Source organism: Stenotrophomonas sp. 220_Sma, from assembly GCF_056487375.1.
Genome location: NZ_CM151348.1, coordinates 2261103 through 2276318, shown reverse-complemented (window position 1 = coordinate 2276318; position 15216 = coordinate 2261103). Strand labels below are relative to the sequence as shown.

General features: G+C 66.0%; 14 protein-coding genes. 8 read left to right on the top strand and 6 right to left on the bottom strand.

The annotated features are described in order from the left end of the window. Positions 1-101: 101 nt before the first annotated feature. Positions 102-2045: a DUF3857 domain-containing protein gene (locus tag ACZLIB_RS10705; protein ID WP_478469828.1), complete on the bottom strand. Its 1944-nt coding sequence runs from the start codon at positions 2043-2045 to the stop codon at positions 102-104. Positions 2046-2084: 39 nt separating this feature from the next. Further along, positions 2085-4445: a DNA translocase FtsK gene (locus ACZLIB_RS10700; RefSeq protein ID WP_032127351.1), complete on the bottom strand. Its 2361-nt coding sequence runs from the start codon at positions 4443-4445 to the stop codon at positions 2085-2087. Positions 4446-4678: 233 nt separating this feature from the next. Between ACZLIB_RS10700 and trxB the strand changes: the two genes are divergently transcribed. Then, positions 4679-5650, top strand: coding sequence for a thioredoxin-disulfide reductase (gene trxB / locus ACZLIB_RS10695; protein WP_014037154.1), 972 nt, complete (start codon positions 4679-4681; stop codon positions 5648-5650). Between the two features lie 102 nt (positions 5651-5752). Further along, positions 5753-6877, top strand: a complete 1125-nt coding sequence (locus ACZLIB_RS10690; RefSeq protein WP_478469826.1) for a GNAT family N-acetyltransferase — start codon at positions 5753-5755, stop codon at positions 6875-6877. An 85-nt stretch (positions 6878-6962) separates the two neighbouring features. Here the strand turns inward: ACZLIB_RS10690 and ACZLIB_RS10685 are convergent, their stop codons facing one another. Beyond that, positions 6963-8231, bottom strand: a complete 1269-nt coding sequence (locus ACZLIB_RS10685) for a hypothetical protein (protein ID WP_478469825.1) — start codon at positions 8229-8231, stop codon at positions 6963-6965. A gap of 72 nt (positions 8232-8303) precedes the next feature. Between ACZLIB_RS10685 and aat the strand changes: the two genes are divergently transcribed. The 4 genes from aat (at position 8304) to ACZLIB_RS10665 (ending at position 10300) form a co-directional block, all read left to right on the top strand. Continuing rightward, positions 8304-9044 carry a leucyl/phenylalanyl-tRNA--protein transferase gene (aat, locus tag ACZLIB_RS10680; RefSeq protein ID WP_478469824.1) on the top strand — a complete coding sequence of 247 codons (741 nt, stop codon included), beginning with the start codon at positions 8304-8306 and terminating at the stop codon, positions 9042-9044. Between the two features lie 86 nt (positions 9045-9130). After that, positions 9131-9349: a translation initiation factor IF-1 gene (gene infA / locus ACZLIB_RS10675; RefSeq protein WP_005409596.1), complete on the top strand. Its 219-nt coding sequence runs from the start codon at positions 9131-9133 to the stop codon at positions 9347-9349. Positions 9350-9520: 171 nt separating this feature from the next. Then, positions 9521-9793 (top strand): hypothetical protein, encoded by a 273-nt coding sequence (locus tag ACZLIB_RS10670; RefSeq protein ID WP_032127354.1) that lies wholly within the window; start codon positions 9521-9523, stop codon positions 9791-9793. A 129-nt stretch (positions 9794-9922) separates the two neighbouring features. Continuing rightward, on the top strand, positions 9923-10300 hold the full coding sequence (locus ACZLIB_RS10665; RefSeq protein WP_032127355.1) for a hypothetical protein: 378 nt from the start codon (positions 9923-9925) through the stop codon (positions 10298-10300). Between the two features lie 48 nt (positions 10301-10348). Here the strand turns inward: ACZLIB_RS10665 and ACZLIB_RS10660 are convergent, their stop codons facing one another. Both ACZLIB_RS10660 and clpA read right to left on the bottom strand, forming a co-directional pair. After that, complete coding sequence (locus ACZLIB_RS10660) at positions 10349-10636, bottom strand: HigA family addiction module antitoxin (RefSeq protein ID WP_032127356.1); 288 nt, start codon at positions 10634-10636, stop codon at positions 10349-10351. A 292-nt stretch (positions 10637-10928) separates the two neighbouring features. Further along, the gene (gene clpA / locus ACZLIB_RS10655) at positions 10929-13214 is read right to left on the bottom strand and encodes an ATP-dependent Clp protease ATP-binding subunit ClpA (protein ID WP_478469823.1); all 2286 of its coding nucleotides are present in this window, start codon (positions 13212-13214) and stop codon (positions 10929-10931) included. Between the two features lie 138 nt (positions 13215-13352). On the opposite strand from clpA, the gene ACZLIB_RS10650 reads away from it, so the two are divergent. Then, complete coding sequence (locus ACZLIB_RS10650) at positions 13353-14165, top strand: APH(6) family putative aminoglycoside O-phosphotransferase (RefSeq protein WP_478469822.1); 813 nt, start codon at positions 13353-13355, stop codon at positions 14163-14165. A 138-nt stretch (positions 14166-14303) separates the two neighbouring features. Here the strand turns inward: ACZLIB_RS10650 and clpS are convergent, their stop codons facing one another. Further along, the gene (gene clpS / locus ACZLIB_RS10645) at positions 14304-14630 is read right to left on the bottom strand and encodes an ATP-dependent Clp protease adapter ClpS (RefSeq protein ID WP_006444529.1); all 327 of its coding nucleotides are present in this window, start codon (positions 14628-14630) and stop codon (positions 14304-14306) included. A 112-nt stretch (positions 14631-14742) separates the two neighbouring features. On the opposite strand from clpS, the gene ACZLIB_RS10640 reads away from it, so the two are divergent. Then, on the top strand, positions 14743-15216 hold the full coding sequence (locus ACZLIB_RS10640) for a hypothetical protein (RefSeq protein ID WP_032127360.1): 474 nt from the start codon (positions 14743-14745) through the stop codon (positions 15214-15216).

Here is a 15216-nt window from a genome sequence, read left to right as displayed (position 1 = left end):
TGTGGGCGCGCGCGCCAGGAAAGGTGGTTGCCAGTGTGCCCGGACAAAGATGAATGGGCGATCAGGGCGACATTATGCCGCCCCGAACGTCCATCGGCGATTCAGCCACCCGAGCCGGGCAGCTTGCCGTACAGCACCTGGCCACGGAAGCCGCGCCGCACTTCGCGGTACAGCGCGCGGAACGCCGGATAGTCCTGCGGCTGGCACAGCGCCTCTGGTCCACGCACCGCGTTCTGCTGCAACCGATGATGCACGATCACGTCCTGGCCATCGCGACTCCAGTCCACCCGGTACTCGCCGGCGGCGTTGGCAAAACGCTGACTGGCCGGGATGGCGATGATCGGCGCATTGGCCGGGAACTGCAGGCGATAGGTTTCCTCGCGCAGGCTGGCATTGCAGTAGAACGGCGTCTCGTTGGCCGGCGCCGAGGCGGTGGCGTACAGGCCACGCACCGATTCGCCACCCGGCGGGTCCGGTACGGCCATGCCGCCGGCCACGCTGAAGTCGGCGTAGTCCTCGGCCTGGAAGGCCATGCGATAGCCGAACGGCCGGGTCAGGTCGACCGGCACGCCCTGGATCTGCAGCTGCCCTCGCCCATCGAAACCGGACGCGGCCATGATCTGCTCTTCAGCGCGCGCACGGTTCTGTGCGTTGAGCTGGGAGAACTGGGCGCGCATGCCGATCTCGGCGTTCTCGCCCAGCTTCGGAATGGTCTCGCCGCGCAGGTTGCCGTTGGCGTCGAAGGTGAAGCGCACTTCCATCGAAGTGGCATTGCGCTGCGGCGTATTGGCCGGGGTGCGTGCCAGCGTGGCGTCGCGCGTACGCATCACCGGCGCACCGAGGTCGCCTTCCGGCAGCTGGCCGAAGCGCGCCCAGGCCGTGGTCGAATCCAGGTACAGATCGAACTCGGGGATGTAGGTGATGGCGTGGTTGAAGCGACCCAGCACCGGAATCTTCGGCAGTGTCGGGCCGCCACCGGCACCGATCAGCACCGGTGAGCTGGCGATGCCCTTGGCCGCCAGCAGCGCCTCCAGGATCGTCACATGGTCCTTGCAGTCACCGTAGTGGTTGTCGAGGATGCTCTGCGCGCTGTTGGGCTCCAGGCCGCCATTGCCCAGGTACACGGCCACGTAGCGGATGTTCTGCGCCACCCAGCGGTACAGCGCATCGGCCTGCTCGCGACGGTCGCTGATGCCAGCGGTGATCTCATCGGCCAGCGCCCGCAGTTCCGGCGTGACCTGCGCGGCCGGGCCGGCCTTGAGCTGGTAGGCGCGACCCATCTGCGACCAGTCACGATAGGTGCTGGCCATGATGTTCGGGCCGAACTCCCAGCCTGCCGCCGACCAGTTCTGCGCCGGCATGGCTTCGCGACGCTGGTAGCGCCAGCGCCACTGTGCCTGGCCGTTCTTCACCGTCGGGCGATCACTGCCCTGCACGCCGCGGCTGTCGACAAACATCGGCAGGTTGGCCGGCGCACTCAGGGTGACCTCGGCGTCCTCGTACTCGGTGAAGACATTGAAGGTCTCCCACAGGCCGAAGTAGCCCGGGAAGTACGGCGTGGCCTGGGTGCGGCGCACCTGGTAGTACAGGCGCGTGCCCGGCGCCAGGTTCGGGAATACGATCACCCGCACCTTGCGGTCGGCATACATCGCCGCCGAGGCGCTGGAATAACTCTCCTGGGTGTAGATGCGGTCGGCCGGCACGTCGCGGCGCTGGCCGTCGGCGGTGATCGTGTAAGCGCCGAGCACGTCCAGCGTCTCCATCTTCTCGCTGTAGCTCAGCCGCACCTGGCTGAACTGCTCGACGGAGGCCTTGGTCTTGAGCAGGACTTCGTAGGTTTCGGTCTGCACATTGCCCGCATCCGGCCGCACCTGGTAGTCGGCGCGGTAACGGACAATGCTGAAATTATTGCTGGCTTCGGTATCGCCGCTGGTGGAAGGCGGCGCCGTGGCGGGCGCGGAGGTGGCGGTGTCTGCCAGTGCCGGGCCGGCAACCATCAGGGCTGCCAGCGCCAGTGCCAGCGCGCTTGGTACGGGGTGAAGCATGCGTCGGTTCCTTGGACGTCGTGGGGGATACGTCGGGTCTTACTTCGGCGGCGGCGGTGCCAGCACCGTGCGGTCGCCGTTGTGCTCGGGCGGACTGACCACGCCGGCCGCTTCCATGGCCTCGATCAGTCGCGCTGCACGGTTGTAGCCGATCTTCAGCCGGCGCTGCACGCCGGAAATCGAGGCACGGCGGGTCTCGGTGACCACCCGCAGCGCTTCGTCATACAACGGGTCGGACTCATCGCCGGCAGAGCTGTTCTCGGGCAGGCCAGTGGCACCGACGACCACGCCGTCGCCCATCGTCTGCACTTCGTCCAGCACGCCGTCGACATAATCGGCCGGGCCCATCGCCTTGAGGTGTTCGACCACGCGGTGCACTTCCTCGTCGGAGACGAAGGCGCCGTGCACGCGCTCGGGCATGGCGGTGCCCGGCGGCAGATACAGCATGTCGCCGTGGCCGAGCAGGGTTTCCGCGCCGGACTGGTCGAGGATGGTGCGCGAGTCGATCTTGGAGCTGACCTGGAAGGCGATGCGGGTCGGGATGTTGGCCTTGATCAGGCCGGTGATCACGTCCACCGACGGGCGCTGCGTGGCCAGGATCAGGTGGATGCCGGCCGCACGCGCCTTCTGTGCCAGGCGCGCGATCAGCTCTTCCACCTTCTTGCCGACGATCATCATCATGTCGGCGAATTCGTCGATGAAGATGACGATGAACGGCAGCGTCTCCAGCGGACGCGGCGCCTCGCCCAGTTCCGGGTTCGGCTTGAACAGCGGGTCCATCAGCGGCTGGCCGGCGTCCTGGGCTTCCTTCACCTTCTTGTTGAAGCCCGCCAGGTTGCGCACGCCCACCGCGCTCATCAGCTTGTAGCGGCGCTCCATCTCGGCCACGCACCAGCGCAGGCCGTTGGCGGCCTCCTTCATGTCGGTGACCACCGGCGCCAGCAGGTGCGGGATGCCCTGGTAGACGCTCAATTCGAGCATCTTCGGGTCGATCATCAGCATCCGCAGGTCTTTCGGCGAGGCCTTGAACAGCAGGCTCAGCACCATCGCGTTGACCGCCACCGACTTGCCCGAACCGGTTGTACCAGCCACCAGCAGGTGCGGCATGCGCGCCAGGTCGGCCACGGTCGAGCGGCCAGCGATGTCCTTGCCCAGCGCCAGGGTCAGCACGCTGGCCGATTTGTCGTACTCCTTCGAACGCAGCAGCTCGGAGAGGTAGATCATCTCGCGGGTGACGTTGGGGATTTCCAGGCCGATCACCGACTTGCCCGGAATCACGTCGACCACGCGCACCGACTTCACCGACAGGCCGCGCGCGATGTCCTTGTCCAGCGAACTGATCTGGCTGACCTTGATGCCCGGCGCAGGCTCGATCTCGAAGCGGGTGATGACCGGGCCGGGGTTGGCGCCGACCACCTGGGCGTCGATGCGGAAGTCCTTCAGCTTGAACTCGATCTGCCGCGACAGCGCGTCCAGGGTTTCCTTGTCGTAGCCCACCGGCTGCGGCTTGGGATCGTCCAGCAGGGCCAGCGGTGGCAGGTCCGAGCCGTCGCCGTTGACGCCCCGGAACATCGGGATCTGCGTGTCGCGCTTGGCCCGGTCACTCTTCTCGATCACCGGCTCCGGGCGTGGCTCGATCTTCACCGGCTCGCGCTTGGCGCGCACCTCGGCATCGGCCTTGCGTACCTCCTGGCGTTCCTCGCGCATCACCCGGGTCTGCTGCCACTCGGTGACTTCTTCCTTCTTGCGCGCCAGCAACGGCGCCAGCGACATCACGCCGCGACCGATCTTCTCCATCACCGTGAACCAGGACAGCCCGGTGGCCAGGGTGATCGAGGCCAAGAGCAGCACCAGCACGAACAGGTTCGCGCCCAGCGCACCGAAGCCCACCGTGAGTGAATTGCCGACCAGCTTGCCGAGGATGCCGCCCGCACTGGAGACATCGCCACTGAACAGGCGGACATGCAGGAAGCCGGTGCCGGCGATCAGGAAACCGACCAGGCCGACCAGGCGCAGCGCCGGGTCCAGATCGTTCTCGCCCTTGCTCTCGCGCTTCAGGCCGAACATGGCAATCCACGCCAGCGCGCCCAGCACGACTGGCAGCAGGAAGGCGATGTAGCCGAACAGCTGCAGCAGCACGTCGGCGATCCAGGCGCCGGCGCGACCGCCGAGGTTGTGCACCGGCGCGACCACGCTGCCGGTGTGCGACCAGCCCGGGTCGGTCGCTGAATAGGTGAACAGACTGGCCGCCAGGTACAGCAGCGCCGGCGCGATGGCGATCAGGCCAAGGTCGCGCCAGAGGCGTTGGCGGCGTGGATTGTCGGTCGTCGCCGCCGCGGCCGTGCGACGTGACGCCTTGCTGTCGTCGGACTTGGAGCGTTCGGGGACCTGCTTCGCCACCTTAGACCATACCTTTGGAATGCGCTGTTAGTGATTGATAATAAATGAGACGGCGTCAGTTTTCAGTTATGCGGCATCTGACAGGGCAATCAGAGGGCCGGAACCACTGCTGGATGACGGCGTTCTGTTCATCGGCTTGAATCGCCCTGCCCCAGCCGCCACTCTATGACCAGCCACGGATGCTGCGCAAACATCGCCAGCGCCTTGTCCCATCTACCTTTTCGCGAGTCTACATGAGCACCAGCCTGCCCTCCCGCCACCAGCGCCTCGTCATCCTCGGTTCCGGCCCGGCCGGTTGGACCGCCGCCGTCTACGCCGCCCGCGCCAACCTGAAGCCGGTCGTCATCACCGGCCTGCAGCAGGGCGGCCAGCTGATGACCACCACCGAGGTGGACAACTGGCCGGGCGACGCCCACGGCCTGATGGGCCCGGACCTGATGGCGCGCATGCAGGCCCACGCCGAGCGCTTCGAGACCGAAGTCATCTTCGACCACATCCACACCGCCGACGTGTCGCAGCGCCCGTTCAAGCTGATCGGCGACAGCCACGAGTACACCTGCGATGCCCTGATCATCGCCACCGGCGCCACCGCCAAGTACCTGGGCATCCCGACCGAGGACGAGTTCAAGGGCCGCGGCGTGTCTGCCTGCGCCACCTGTGACGGCTTCTTCTACCGCGACCAGGACGTGGTCGTGGTCGGCGGCGGCAACACCGCCGTGGAAGAGGCGCTGTACCTGTCCAACATCGCCCGCAAGGTCTACCTGGTCCACCGCCGCGACACCCTGAAGGCGGAAAAGATCATGCAGGACAAGCTGTTCAAGAAGGTCGCCGAAGGCAAGATCGAGACCGTCTGGCACCACCAGGTGGAGGAAGTGCTGGGCAATGATGCCGGCGTGACCGGCGTGCGCGTGAAGTCCACGCTGGACGGCAGCACCCGCGACATCGACGCCCACGGCTTCTTCGTGGCCATCGGCCACCACCCGAACACCACCCTGTTCGACGGCCAGCTGGCGATGAACAACGGCTACCTGGAAATCCGCTCGGGCCTGGGCGGCAACGCCACCCAGACCTCGGTGGAAGGCGTGTTCGCCGCCGGCGACGTGGCCGACCAGCACTACCGCCAGGCGATCACCTCGGCCGGTTTCGGCTGCATGGCCGCACTGGACGCCGAGCGCTACCTGGACGCACAGGGCAAGGCCAGCTGAGAGGCTGACCCGCTCCTGTAGGGTCGAGCCATGCTCGACTCCGGATAAAAGGCCGACGCCAGTGCGTCGGCCTTTCTGTTTCATCTGCCCTATCCTTCCCCCATGCCCTCCTCCCGTTTCCTCGACTCCCTGCAGTCCGTTTCCGCCACCGACTGGGATGCCCTGCACGACGGCCGCAACCCTTTCGTCAGCCACGCCTTCCTCTCGGGCCTGGAACAACATGGCTGCCTGCGCGAGGACTGGGGCTGGCAGTCGCAGCATTTCACTCTGTGGGAGGGGGACACTCTGGTCGGCGCCATTCCGGGCTATCTGAAGACCAACTCGCACGGCGAATTCGTGTTCGACCACGCCTGGGCCAACGCCTATGCCCGCCACGGCCGCGACTACTACCCGAAGTGGCTGGGCGCGGTGCCGTACTCGCCGGTCACTGGCCCGAGGTTGCTGGCCCGTCACGATTCAGGGCGCGCCACCTTGCTGTCGGCATTGCGCGAGGCGCTGCCGGCACTGGACGTGTCCTCGGCCCATATCAACTTCCACACCGCAGTGGACGAGGCGTTGTTCGGCGATGACTGGCTGCTGCGCGAAGACGTGCAGTTCCAGTGGCAGAACCCGGGCGACTGGGCGACGTTCGACCAGTTCCTCGGTGCGATGAACCACAAGCATCGCAAGAACATCCGCCAGGAGCGGGCCAAGGTCGTTCGCCAAGACATCACCTTCCGCGTGGTGCACGGCGACGAGGCCAGTCGCGCCGACCTGCAGGCGATGTACCGCTTCTACCTGCAGACGTTCCTCGAGTACGGCAACGCCCCGGCATTGACTGAGGCCTTCCTGCGCCATCTGGCGATTTCGCTGGGGCGCGGGCTGGTGCTGTTCCTGGCCGAACAGGACGGCGAGCCGATTGCCGGCGCGCTGTGCCTGCGGGGTGGCGACACGCTGTACGGCCGTTACTGGGGCGGCGCCACGCTGCCCGGCCTGCACTTCGAGGCCTGCTACTACCAAGGCATCGAGTATTGCCTGCGCGAAGGGCTGACCCGCTTCGAGCCGGGCGCACAGGGCGAGCACAAGCTGGCACGCGGTTTCCTGCCGACGCTGGTGCACAGCCGGCACTGGGTGGCCGATCCGGACTTCGCGGAAGCGCTGCAGGAGTGGTGCCGGCAGGAGCGACAGAGTGTGCGGCGCTACCAGCAGGAGCTGCAGGGGCATGGGCCGTTCCGCGTAGAACCGTAGAGGCGCGCTTGCTCGATTGGCGCGGTGCCGAAAAGCGTGCCAACCAAGGTTGGCACCTACCAAGGCAATAGCGAGGGCGCTGTGCTCAGGTGCACTGCCAGAAGTGCCCGCTCACCCGGCACTTTGCACACCAGAACGTATAGAGCATGCCGCCGCTGCCCCACAGCAGCGTGCCCTCACCCGTGGTCGGCAGTGTCGAATCCAGCTGCATCACGAACGGCATCTCTTCGCCGCAATCGATGCACGCCGGGTACCAGGCACTCTGCACCCAGCTCGGCGCGCCGCCCACGCGCGACAGGTTCTGCCGATGATTGGACTGGCCCCAGTCCTGTTGTTGCCAGCGCGCACTGTCCATGGCGACCAGACCCACCTCGGCCTGCATCAGGTCGCCACTGTCGGTGGGTGTGTTCGGTACCTCACGGTGCTGGCTGGGGTGGCAGCTGGGCAGGCCGGCCGCATCATGGCGATAGAAACGCACGGGCGGGTCTTCCCAGCCGCAGCAGTCCAGGCACAGCCCCAGCGTGATCTCGCCCGACGCGCCCGGCTGCAGCGCGGCGGCATCGGTCTGCAGCAGGCGCTGAAGCGGCGCATGGCAGCTGCTACACAGCGCTTCCAGCGGCCCTCCCATCTGCCCAGCATGGTGTACCTGCCCACCATTCCAGGTCGGGTGCAGGCGCCAGGTGCGCTTGCGCCAGCTCGGTTCGTCCGCCTGCTGCGCGCGATGCTGTTCGCGGCCGAAGCGGAAGTGCAATGGCCGCTCGCCATGCAGGCGACGCGGCTGCGGACCTTCGGCGACGCCGGCCCAGTGGGCCCAAACCTCTGCATCCAACCGCCCCCAGTCGACCAGGTAGCCGCGAGCAATGGCGTAGGTTTCGGGCTGGGCGGCGAGCAGCAACGCCCTGGCCCGCGCCATTTCGCGATCGTCATCGGCTTCGGCCAGGATCTGCGCCCAATGCGCGGCCGTCGCGCTGGGCAGGCCCTGCCAGACCTGCGTGGCCAACTGCACCACATCCTCACTGGCGACCGCCAGCAATGCCTCCCAATCGTCCTGCAGCACCTGCGGCGCCTGATAGCTGGCGAACTCCATCACGCTCGTCAACACGTCACCGCGCTCGCCCGCGCGATGGCGGCGCCACGCGTCGGCCGCGACCGCGGGCACCGCGTCATCCGGCAGCAGGTCCAGTGCCATGTCGAGGAAGGCCGAGCCCGGCGAAGGCCGCGCCAGCGCCTGCAGCATCAACTCCCCCAGCTGACGCGGCTGTTCAGTGGCCAGTGACAGCAGCATGCCTTGGCTGTCGTTGCGCGTGCGCGGGGCGTCATGCAGGTCGAGGATGGCGCTGATCGAGTCACTCATTCGGAGGCTCCTTGCCGGTGAACAGTGATGGTGCCAGACATCACGAATCACCACGACGAATACAATGGCCCCATGACCCGCCAGCTGCCCTGGCGCCTGGCCGATGCGCCGGACGCCCCCTTCCCTCCGGCCGAGACCGCACTGCGCCAGCCCGATGGCCTGCTGGCGGTGGGCGGCGACCTGCATCCGGTGCGTCTGCTCAATGCCTACGCCGGCGGTATCTTTCCGTGGTTCAGCGAGGGTGAGCCAATCCTGTGGTGGTCGCCGGACCCGCGCATGGTGTTCCGCACCGACGGCGTGCATCTGTCCAGCCGCTTCCGCCGCCAGCTGCGCAGCAGCACGTGGGAGGTCACCGCCGACACCGCCTTCAGCCAGGTGATGCGCGCCTGCGCCGCCGCACCACGCCCTGGCCAGGACGGTACGTGGATCAGCCCGGCGATGGTCGAGGCCTACAGCCAACTGCACGACCTTGGCTTCGCCCATTCCTTCGAAGTCTGGGATCGGCAGACACTGGTCGGCGGCATCTACGGCGTCGCGATCGGCGCCATGTTCTTCGGCGAGAGCATGTTCAGTGGCGCCAGTGGCGGCTCCAAGATCGCCCTGGCCGCGTTGGCAGCCACCCTGCGTGGCTGGGGCTGGGAACTGATCGATGCCCAGGTGGAGAATCCGCACCTGCTGCGGATGGGCGCCGAGCACCTGCCGCGCGCGGACTTTCTGGAGCACGTCCGCCAGGCCGTACACCGTGACGGCCGTGAAGGCCCCTGGACACAAGGGGTAGGACGCTTGCCAGCACAGCGTTTGGCAGGGGGTTAACACAAACTTTGCAAGCCGGGCCCATCACGCGTAAAATACCGCGCCTTAGGCCCAGCGTGGCCGTTTTCTGAACCGCACAGGACTACATGTCGAAAGACGATTCCATCGAGTTCGAGGGCACCGTCAGCGAGACGCTGCCGAACACCACTTTCCGCGTTCGTCTGGAAAATGGGCACGAAATCATCGCCCACATCTCCGGCCGCATGCGCAAGAACTACATCCGCATCCTCACCGGTGACCGGGTCAAGGTTGAAATGACCCCGTACGACCTGACCAAGGGTCGTATCACCTACCGCATGAAGTAAGCGGTCGGCGCATTGCGCCACTCCGACAGGGCCGGCCTCGCTGCTGGCCCTTTGTCGTGCGCGGAAGAAAATGCCCGACACCGAGGTTGTTCGATTTTCGTCCTTGTCTGAAATCCAGCCTCGCGCCGGCACTCTAGACTCAACGCGTTCTTCACAGAAGGCGTTGCGCGCATGACCTACCTGATCGTCCTGGACCCCCAGTCCGTCACCAGCCGCTGCTACGCCAGCAAGGGCCCGGACGGCACCTGGTTCGGCCAGCCCTGCCTGGTCTGCACCAGCATGGACGCCTCGCACCCGCTGTACCTGGCCGTGCAGCGCGAGATCGCACATGCGGGAGGCACACTTAAGCAGCGCCTGCATATTCCACATGAGGCAGTCGCATTCGTCATCGAGGATGGCGGCGACCAGGGGCGCCAGCAGGGATTCCGCTCAATCGCGGCCTGATGCGCCAAAGGTCATCGTGACCGATCTCACCGTGGCGTCGGTCAGCCCTGCTTGCGGCAGATTCGCATTTGCAGCGGCGGCGGCATCCTGGGATCCGATCCAGTCCGGATCGCTGCCCCCTGCCCCGCCATGAACCTGTCTTCCCTGCTCATCCCCCTGGCTTTGTCTGCCGTCACCCTGCTGGCGTCGTCCGCCCATGCCGCCGACACCGCGCCGGCACAGTGCGTATCACTGACCGGCGAACAGCAGATCGTTCGCGCCGGCGCCGACAAGAACATCCTGCTTCGCTCCGGCGAAGACCACTATGTTGTGCATTTCCGCAACAGCTGCCCTTCTGCCGTACTGGCCACCCGCCTCGGCTTCAAGACCGACGGCAAAGAAGCTGACGAGCTGTGCAGCGAGGGCCGAAGCGCACTGGACACAGGTCGCGGCAGCTGCGAGGTTGCACGCATCGAGCCGATCGATGCCGAGCGATTCAAGCGTGAGGCGCGCCGCCGCAGCCGCTGACCCCAGACAGGACAAGGGCGGCCGAAGCCGCCCTTGTCGCGATATACGTCAACGCGTCGCGGCAACCAGCGACAACACTCTCGGTTGCGCGCGCTGCCGTGCCAACCAGAGATCGTAGCTGGATTGCAGCCCCATCCAGAAAACCGCAGTACTCACCCCCGCCATCTCAAGGCGGATGGCCAGGTCAGGACTGATGCCCGCCTTGCCGTTCAGAACCCGCGAAAGGGCTACCCGCGACATTGCCAGGCGCTCGGCCGCTTCGGTCACAGACAGATCCATTGGATCAAAGACCATTGCCTTGATCGCCTGCCCGGGATGCGGATGGTGATGAATCATGCGCGGCCTCAGTGATAGTCCAGGTAATCCAGCAGCTCCACGTCGCTGCCGGCGAAACGGAAGGTAAGTAGAGCCGCTCGAGGCCCCTGTGGCGAAAACCGATGATCATCACTGTATCCTGTATCGTTTCGCGATACAAACAGGGCAACACCCTATCGCGACCAGAAGACAGCATTGGCACCTCCGTTCCGTTCAAGCAAGGCCGCGGACGACAGTCCCACTGGAAACAACAAGGGCGGCCGAAGCCGCCCTTGTCATTTCCAGGCTTTCACGCCAAGCCTATGGCATCAGCTCATTCCACCGTGACCGGCAGCAGCCGCTCCGGCTCGGCCTGGGTCTCGACCACCAGCTCGTCGTCGCGAACGTCGATGCTGACCTTGCCACCGTTGACCAGCTTGCCGAACAACAGCTCGTCGGCCAGCGGACGCTTGATCTTGTCCTGGATCATGCGGGCCATCGGGCGGGCACCCATCAGCGGGTCGAAACCATGGTGGGCCAGCCAGTCGCGCGCGGTCGGGGTGGCCGACAGGCTGACGTGCTTGTCCTGCAGCAGCATCTCCAGCTCGATCAGGAACTTGTCGACTACGCGCAGGATGTGCTCGAAGCCCAGCGCCTGGAACTGCACCACCGCGTCGAGGCGGTTGCGGAATTCCGGGGTGAAGCTGCGGCGGATGGTCTCCATCGCGTCGGTGGCATGGTCCTGCTTGGTGAAGCCGATCGAACGCCGCGAGGCCTGCGCCGCACCGGCATTGGTGGTCATCACCAGCACGACGTTCTTGAAGTTGGCCTCGCGACCGTTGGTATCGGTCAGCACGCCGCGGTCCATCACCTGCAACAGGATGTTGAAGATGTCCGGGTGCGCCTTCTCGATCTCATCCAGCAGCAGCACGCAGTGCGGCGTCTTGACGATCTTCTCGGTCAACAGGCCGCCCTGGTCAAAGCCGACGTAGCCCGGAGGCGCACCGATCAGGCGGCTGATCGAATGCGGCTCCATGTACTCGGACATGTCGAAGCGGACCAGTTCGATGCCCAGCTGCAGCGCCAGCTGCTTGGTCACCTCGGTCTTGCCGACACCGGTCGGACCGGCGAACAGGAAGTTGCCGATCGGCTTTTCCGGGTTGCCCAGGCCCGAACGGGCCAGCTTGATCGCCGAGGACAGCGTCTCGATGGCCGGGTCCTGGCCAAAGATCACCATCTTCAGGTTGCGCTCCAGGTGCTGCAGCACATCCTTGTCGGTGGCGCTGACCTGCTTGGTCGGGATACGCGCCATCTTGGCGACGATCGCCTCCACTTCCTCGACGTCGATCAGTTCCTTGCGCTGGCCTTCCGGCAGCAGGCGCTGGCGGGCGCCCGCCTCGTCGATCACGTCGATGGCCTTGTCCGGCAGCAGGCGGTCGCCGATGTGCTTCACCGACAGGTCCACCGCCGCCTGCAGCGCCTCGTCGGAATAGGTCACACCGTGGTGCAGCTCGTACTTGGACTTCAGGCCCTGCAGGATCTCGTAGGTCTCGCCGACGGTCGGCTCGACGATGTCGATCTTCTGGAAGCGGCGGGCCAGCGCCCGATCCTTCTCGAAGATGCCACGGTACTCCTGGAAGGTGGTCGAGCCGATGCAGCGCAGCTCACCGGACGCCAGCGCCGGCTTGATCAGGTTGGACGCATCCATCGTGCCGCCCGACGCCGAACCGGCACCGATGATGGTGTGGATCTCGTCGATGAACAGCACTGCATTGGGCACCTTCTTCAGCGCGGTCAGCACGCTCTTCAGGCGCTTCTCGAAGTCGCCGCGGTACTTGGTGCCAGCCACCAGCGCGCCCAGGTCGAGCGAATAGATCACCGCATCGGCCAGAACGTCGGGCACCGAGCCCTCGACGATGCGGCGGGCCAGGCCCTCGGCGATGGCGGTCTTGCCTACGCCCGCCTCACCCACGTACAGCGGGTTGTTCTTGCGGCGGCGGCACAGGACCTGGATGGTGCGCTCGATCTCGTCGGCTCGGCCAACCAACGGGTCGATGCGACCGGCCCGGGCCTGTTCGTTGAGGTTGCTGGCGAACTCGGTCAGGGCATCACCCTTCGGCTCGCCCTCCCCGCCTTCGATGCGGCCTTCGCCCTCGGAGGAGGACGACGGCTGCTCGCCTTCCTCGCCCAGCTTGGCGATGCCGTGGGACAGGTAATTGACCACATCCAGCCGGGTGACATCCTGCTGGTTGAGGTAGTAGACGGCGTGCGAGTCCTTCTCGCCGAAGATGGCGACCAGCACATTGGCGCCGGTGACCTCCTTCTTGCCCGAGGACTGCACGTGGTAAACGGCCCGCTGCAACACGCGCTGGAAGCCCAGGGTCGGCTGGGTATCGCGGCCGTCATCTTCGGCCAGGCGGGACACGGAGGCCTCGATGGCCTGCTCCAGCTCCTGGCGCAGGCGTTCGGCGTCGGCGCCACAGGCCTTCAGTACGGCCTGGGCGGACGGGTTGTCGAGCAGTGCCAACAGCAGGTGTTCGACCGTCATGAACTCATGCCGGGCCTCACGGGCGCGCTTGTAGCACTGGCCGATGGTGTGTTCGAGGTCTTTGCTGAACATGGATTACTCCGGCGGCAGATGGGGACAATATGCGGCCTGACTACGCGATTTCCATCACCCTAGCGGATTGCTGCGTTCAGATGGCGTTATCAGTGCGAATCGCTTGATCTTCATTCACTCCAGGACAGCCCACCCAGCATGAGCGAACCCTACCTGAGCCGCTGGCGATTGCGGCGTGATGGCGCAGCCATCGAAACGCCCCATGCCCGGCTCTGGCCGGTGCTGACCGCCACCGGCGAGCCGGCCATGCTGAAGATCAGCAGCGAAACCGAAGAGCAGAACAGCCATCGCCTGCTGCGTTGGTGGGACGGTGACGGCGCCGCCCGCCTGCTGGCCCACGAGGGGCCGGCGATCCTGATCGAACGTGCCGGCGGCGACTCGCTGCGGCAACGTTCGATCAAGGGCGACGATGACACCTGCACCACGGTCCTGTGCCAGGTCCTGCAACGGCTGCACCGGCCACGGAGCGCACCGCCAGCGGAACTGGTCTGCCTGCGAACATGGTTCGCCGACCTGCTGCAGCCAAGGGCTGCGCTGCCGACACTGCTGGAACAGTGCAGATCACTGGCGGAGGGACTGCTGCAGCAGGAACAGGAGATCCGGCCGCTGCACGGCGACCTGCACCACGACAACGTGCTGGATTTCGGCGCGCGCGGCTGGTTGGCGATCGATCCGAAGCGACTGATCGGCGACCGTGCGTTCGATTACACGACGCTGTTCAGCAACCCGGACCTGTGCGGGCCGGGAATCCACGTTGCGACACAGCCCGAGCGGTTTGCCGCCCGGGTGGAGCAGGTCACTGCGCTGGCGGGGATCGAGCGACACAGGCTGCTGCGTTGGATCGCAGCCAGCGCGGGGCTGTCAGCGGCGTGGTTCCGCGATGATGGCGACCCCGCCGAAGTCGACGAGGCGGTGGCGAGAATGGCGCTGGAGGCGTTGGCGGAGGGCTGATCCCGCGCTCTGGTAGATGCCCACCTTGGTGGGCACGCCCCATCCATTATCGATACAGGCCCCTGCCTTGGTAGGTGCCCACCTTGGTGGGCACACCGGGTCCGGAATCGATGTGCCCGGACGAAAACCGGCAGCCGGTCAGGCCTTTTCCATCGTGCACAGCAGCGGGTGCTGGTTCATACGCGAGTACTCGTTGACCTGGGCGACCTTGGTCTCGGCCACTTCGCGGGTGAACACCCCGCACACGCCGCGGCCACGGGTATGGACGTGCAGCATCACCTGCGTGGCCTTGTCCAGGTCCATGCTGAAGAACTGCTGCAGCACGTCCACCACGAAATCCATCGGGGTGTAGTCGTCGTTGAGCAGCATCACCTGGTAGAACGGCGGCGGCGCCACTTCCGGGCGCGCGGGCTCCACGGCAACGCCGTGCTCGTGATGGGAATCGGGGGAAGACTCATGGGGCATCTGCCCATTATAGAGGCACGGGCCAGCCTGCGTCGGCCTGCCGCAGATTGGACGGCACGCACGCCCACCGTCACAATTGCACCCTCTCTCAACACTGTTTCACAGGATCTTCATGAAAAGGACCCTTCTTCCCGCCCTGCTGATCGCCCTGGCCGCCGCCGGCTCCGCCGCCGCCGAGACCCAGGCCGACAAGGCCGTGGCCCGCCACCTGGACAAGCTGGGCTATACCTACGAGGTCGACGAGGACGGCGACTACCGCATGGTGTTCGACGTCGAGGGTGATCGCACCCAGATGGTCTACGTGCGCTCGTCGGTGGAAGATTTCGGCACCCACAACATCCGCGAGATCTGGTCGCCGGCCTACAACGCCAAGACCAAGCAGTTCCCGGTGGCCGTAGCCAACCGCCTGCTGGAAGATTCGCAGGACGCCAAGATGGGCGGCTGGGTGAAGCAGGACACCACCGCCATGTTCGTGGTCAAGATCGACGCCGATGCCACGGCCGACCAGCTCAGCGACGCCATCGATGCGGCCATCCGCACCGCCGACGCCATGGAGCTGGAACTGACCAAGAAGGACGAGTTCTGA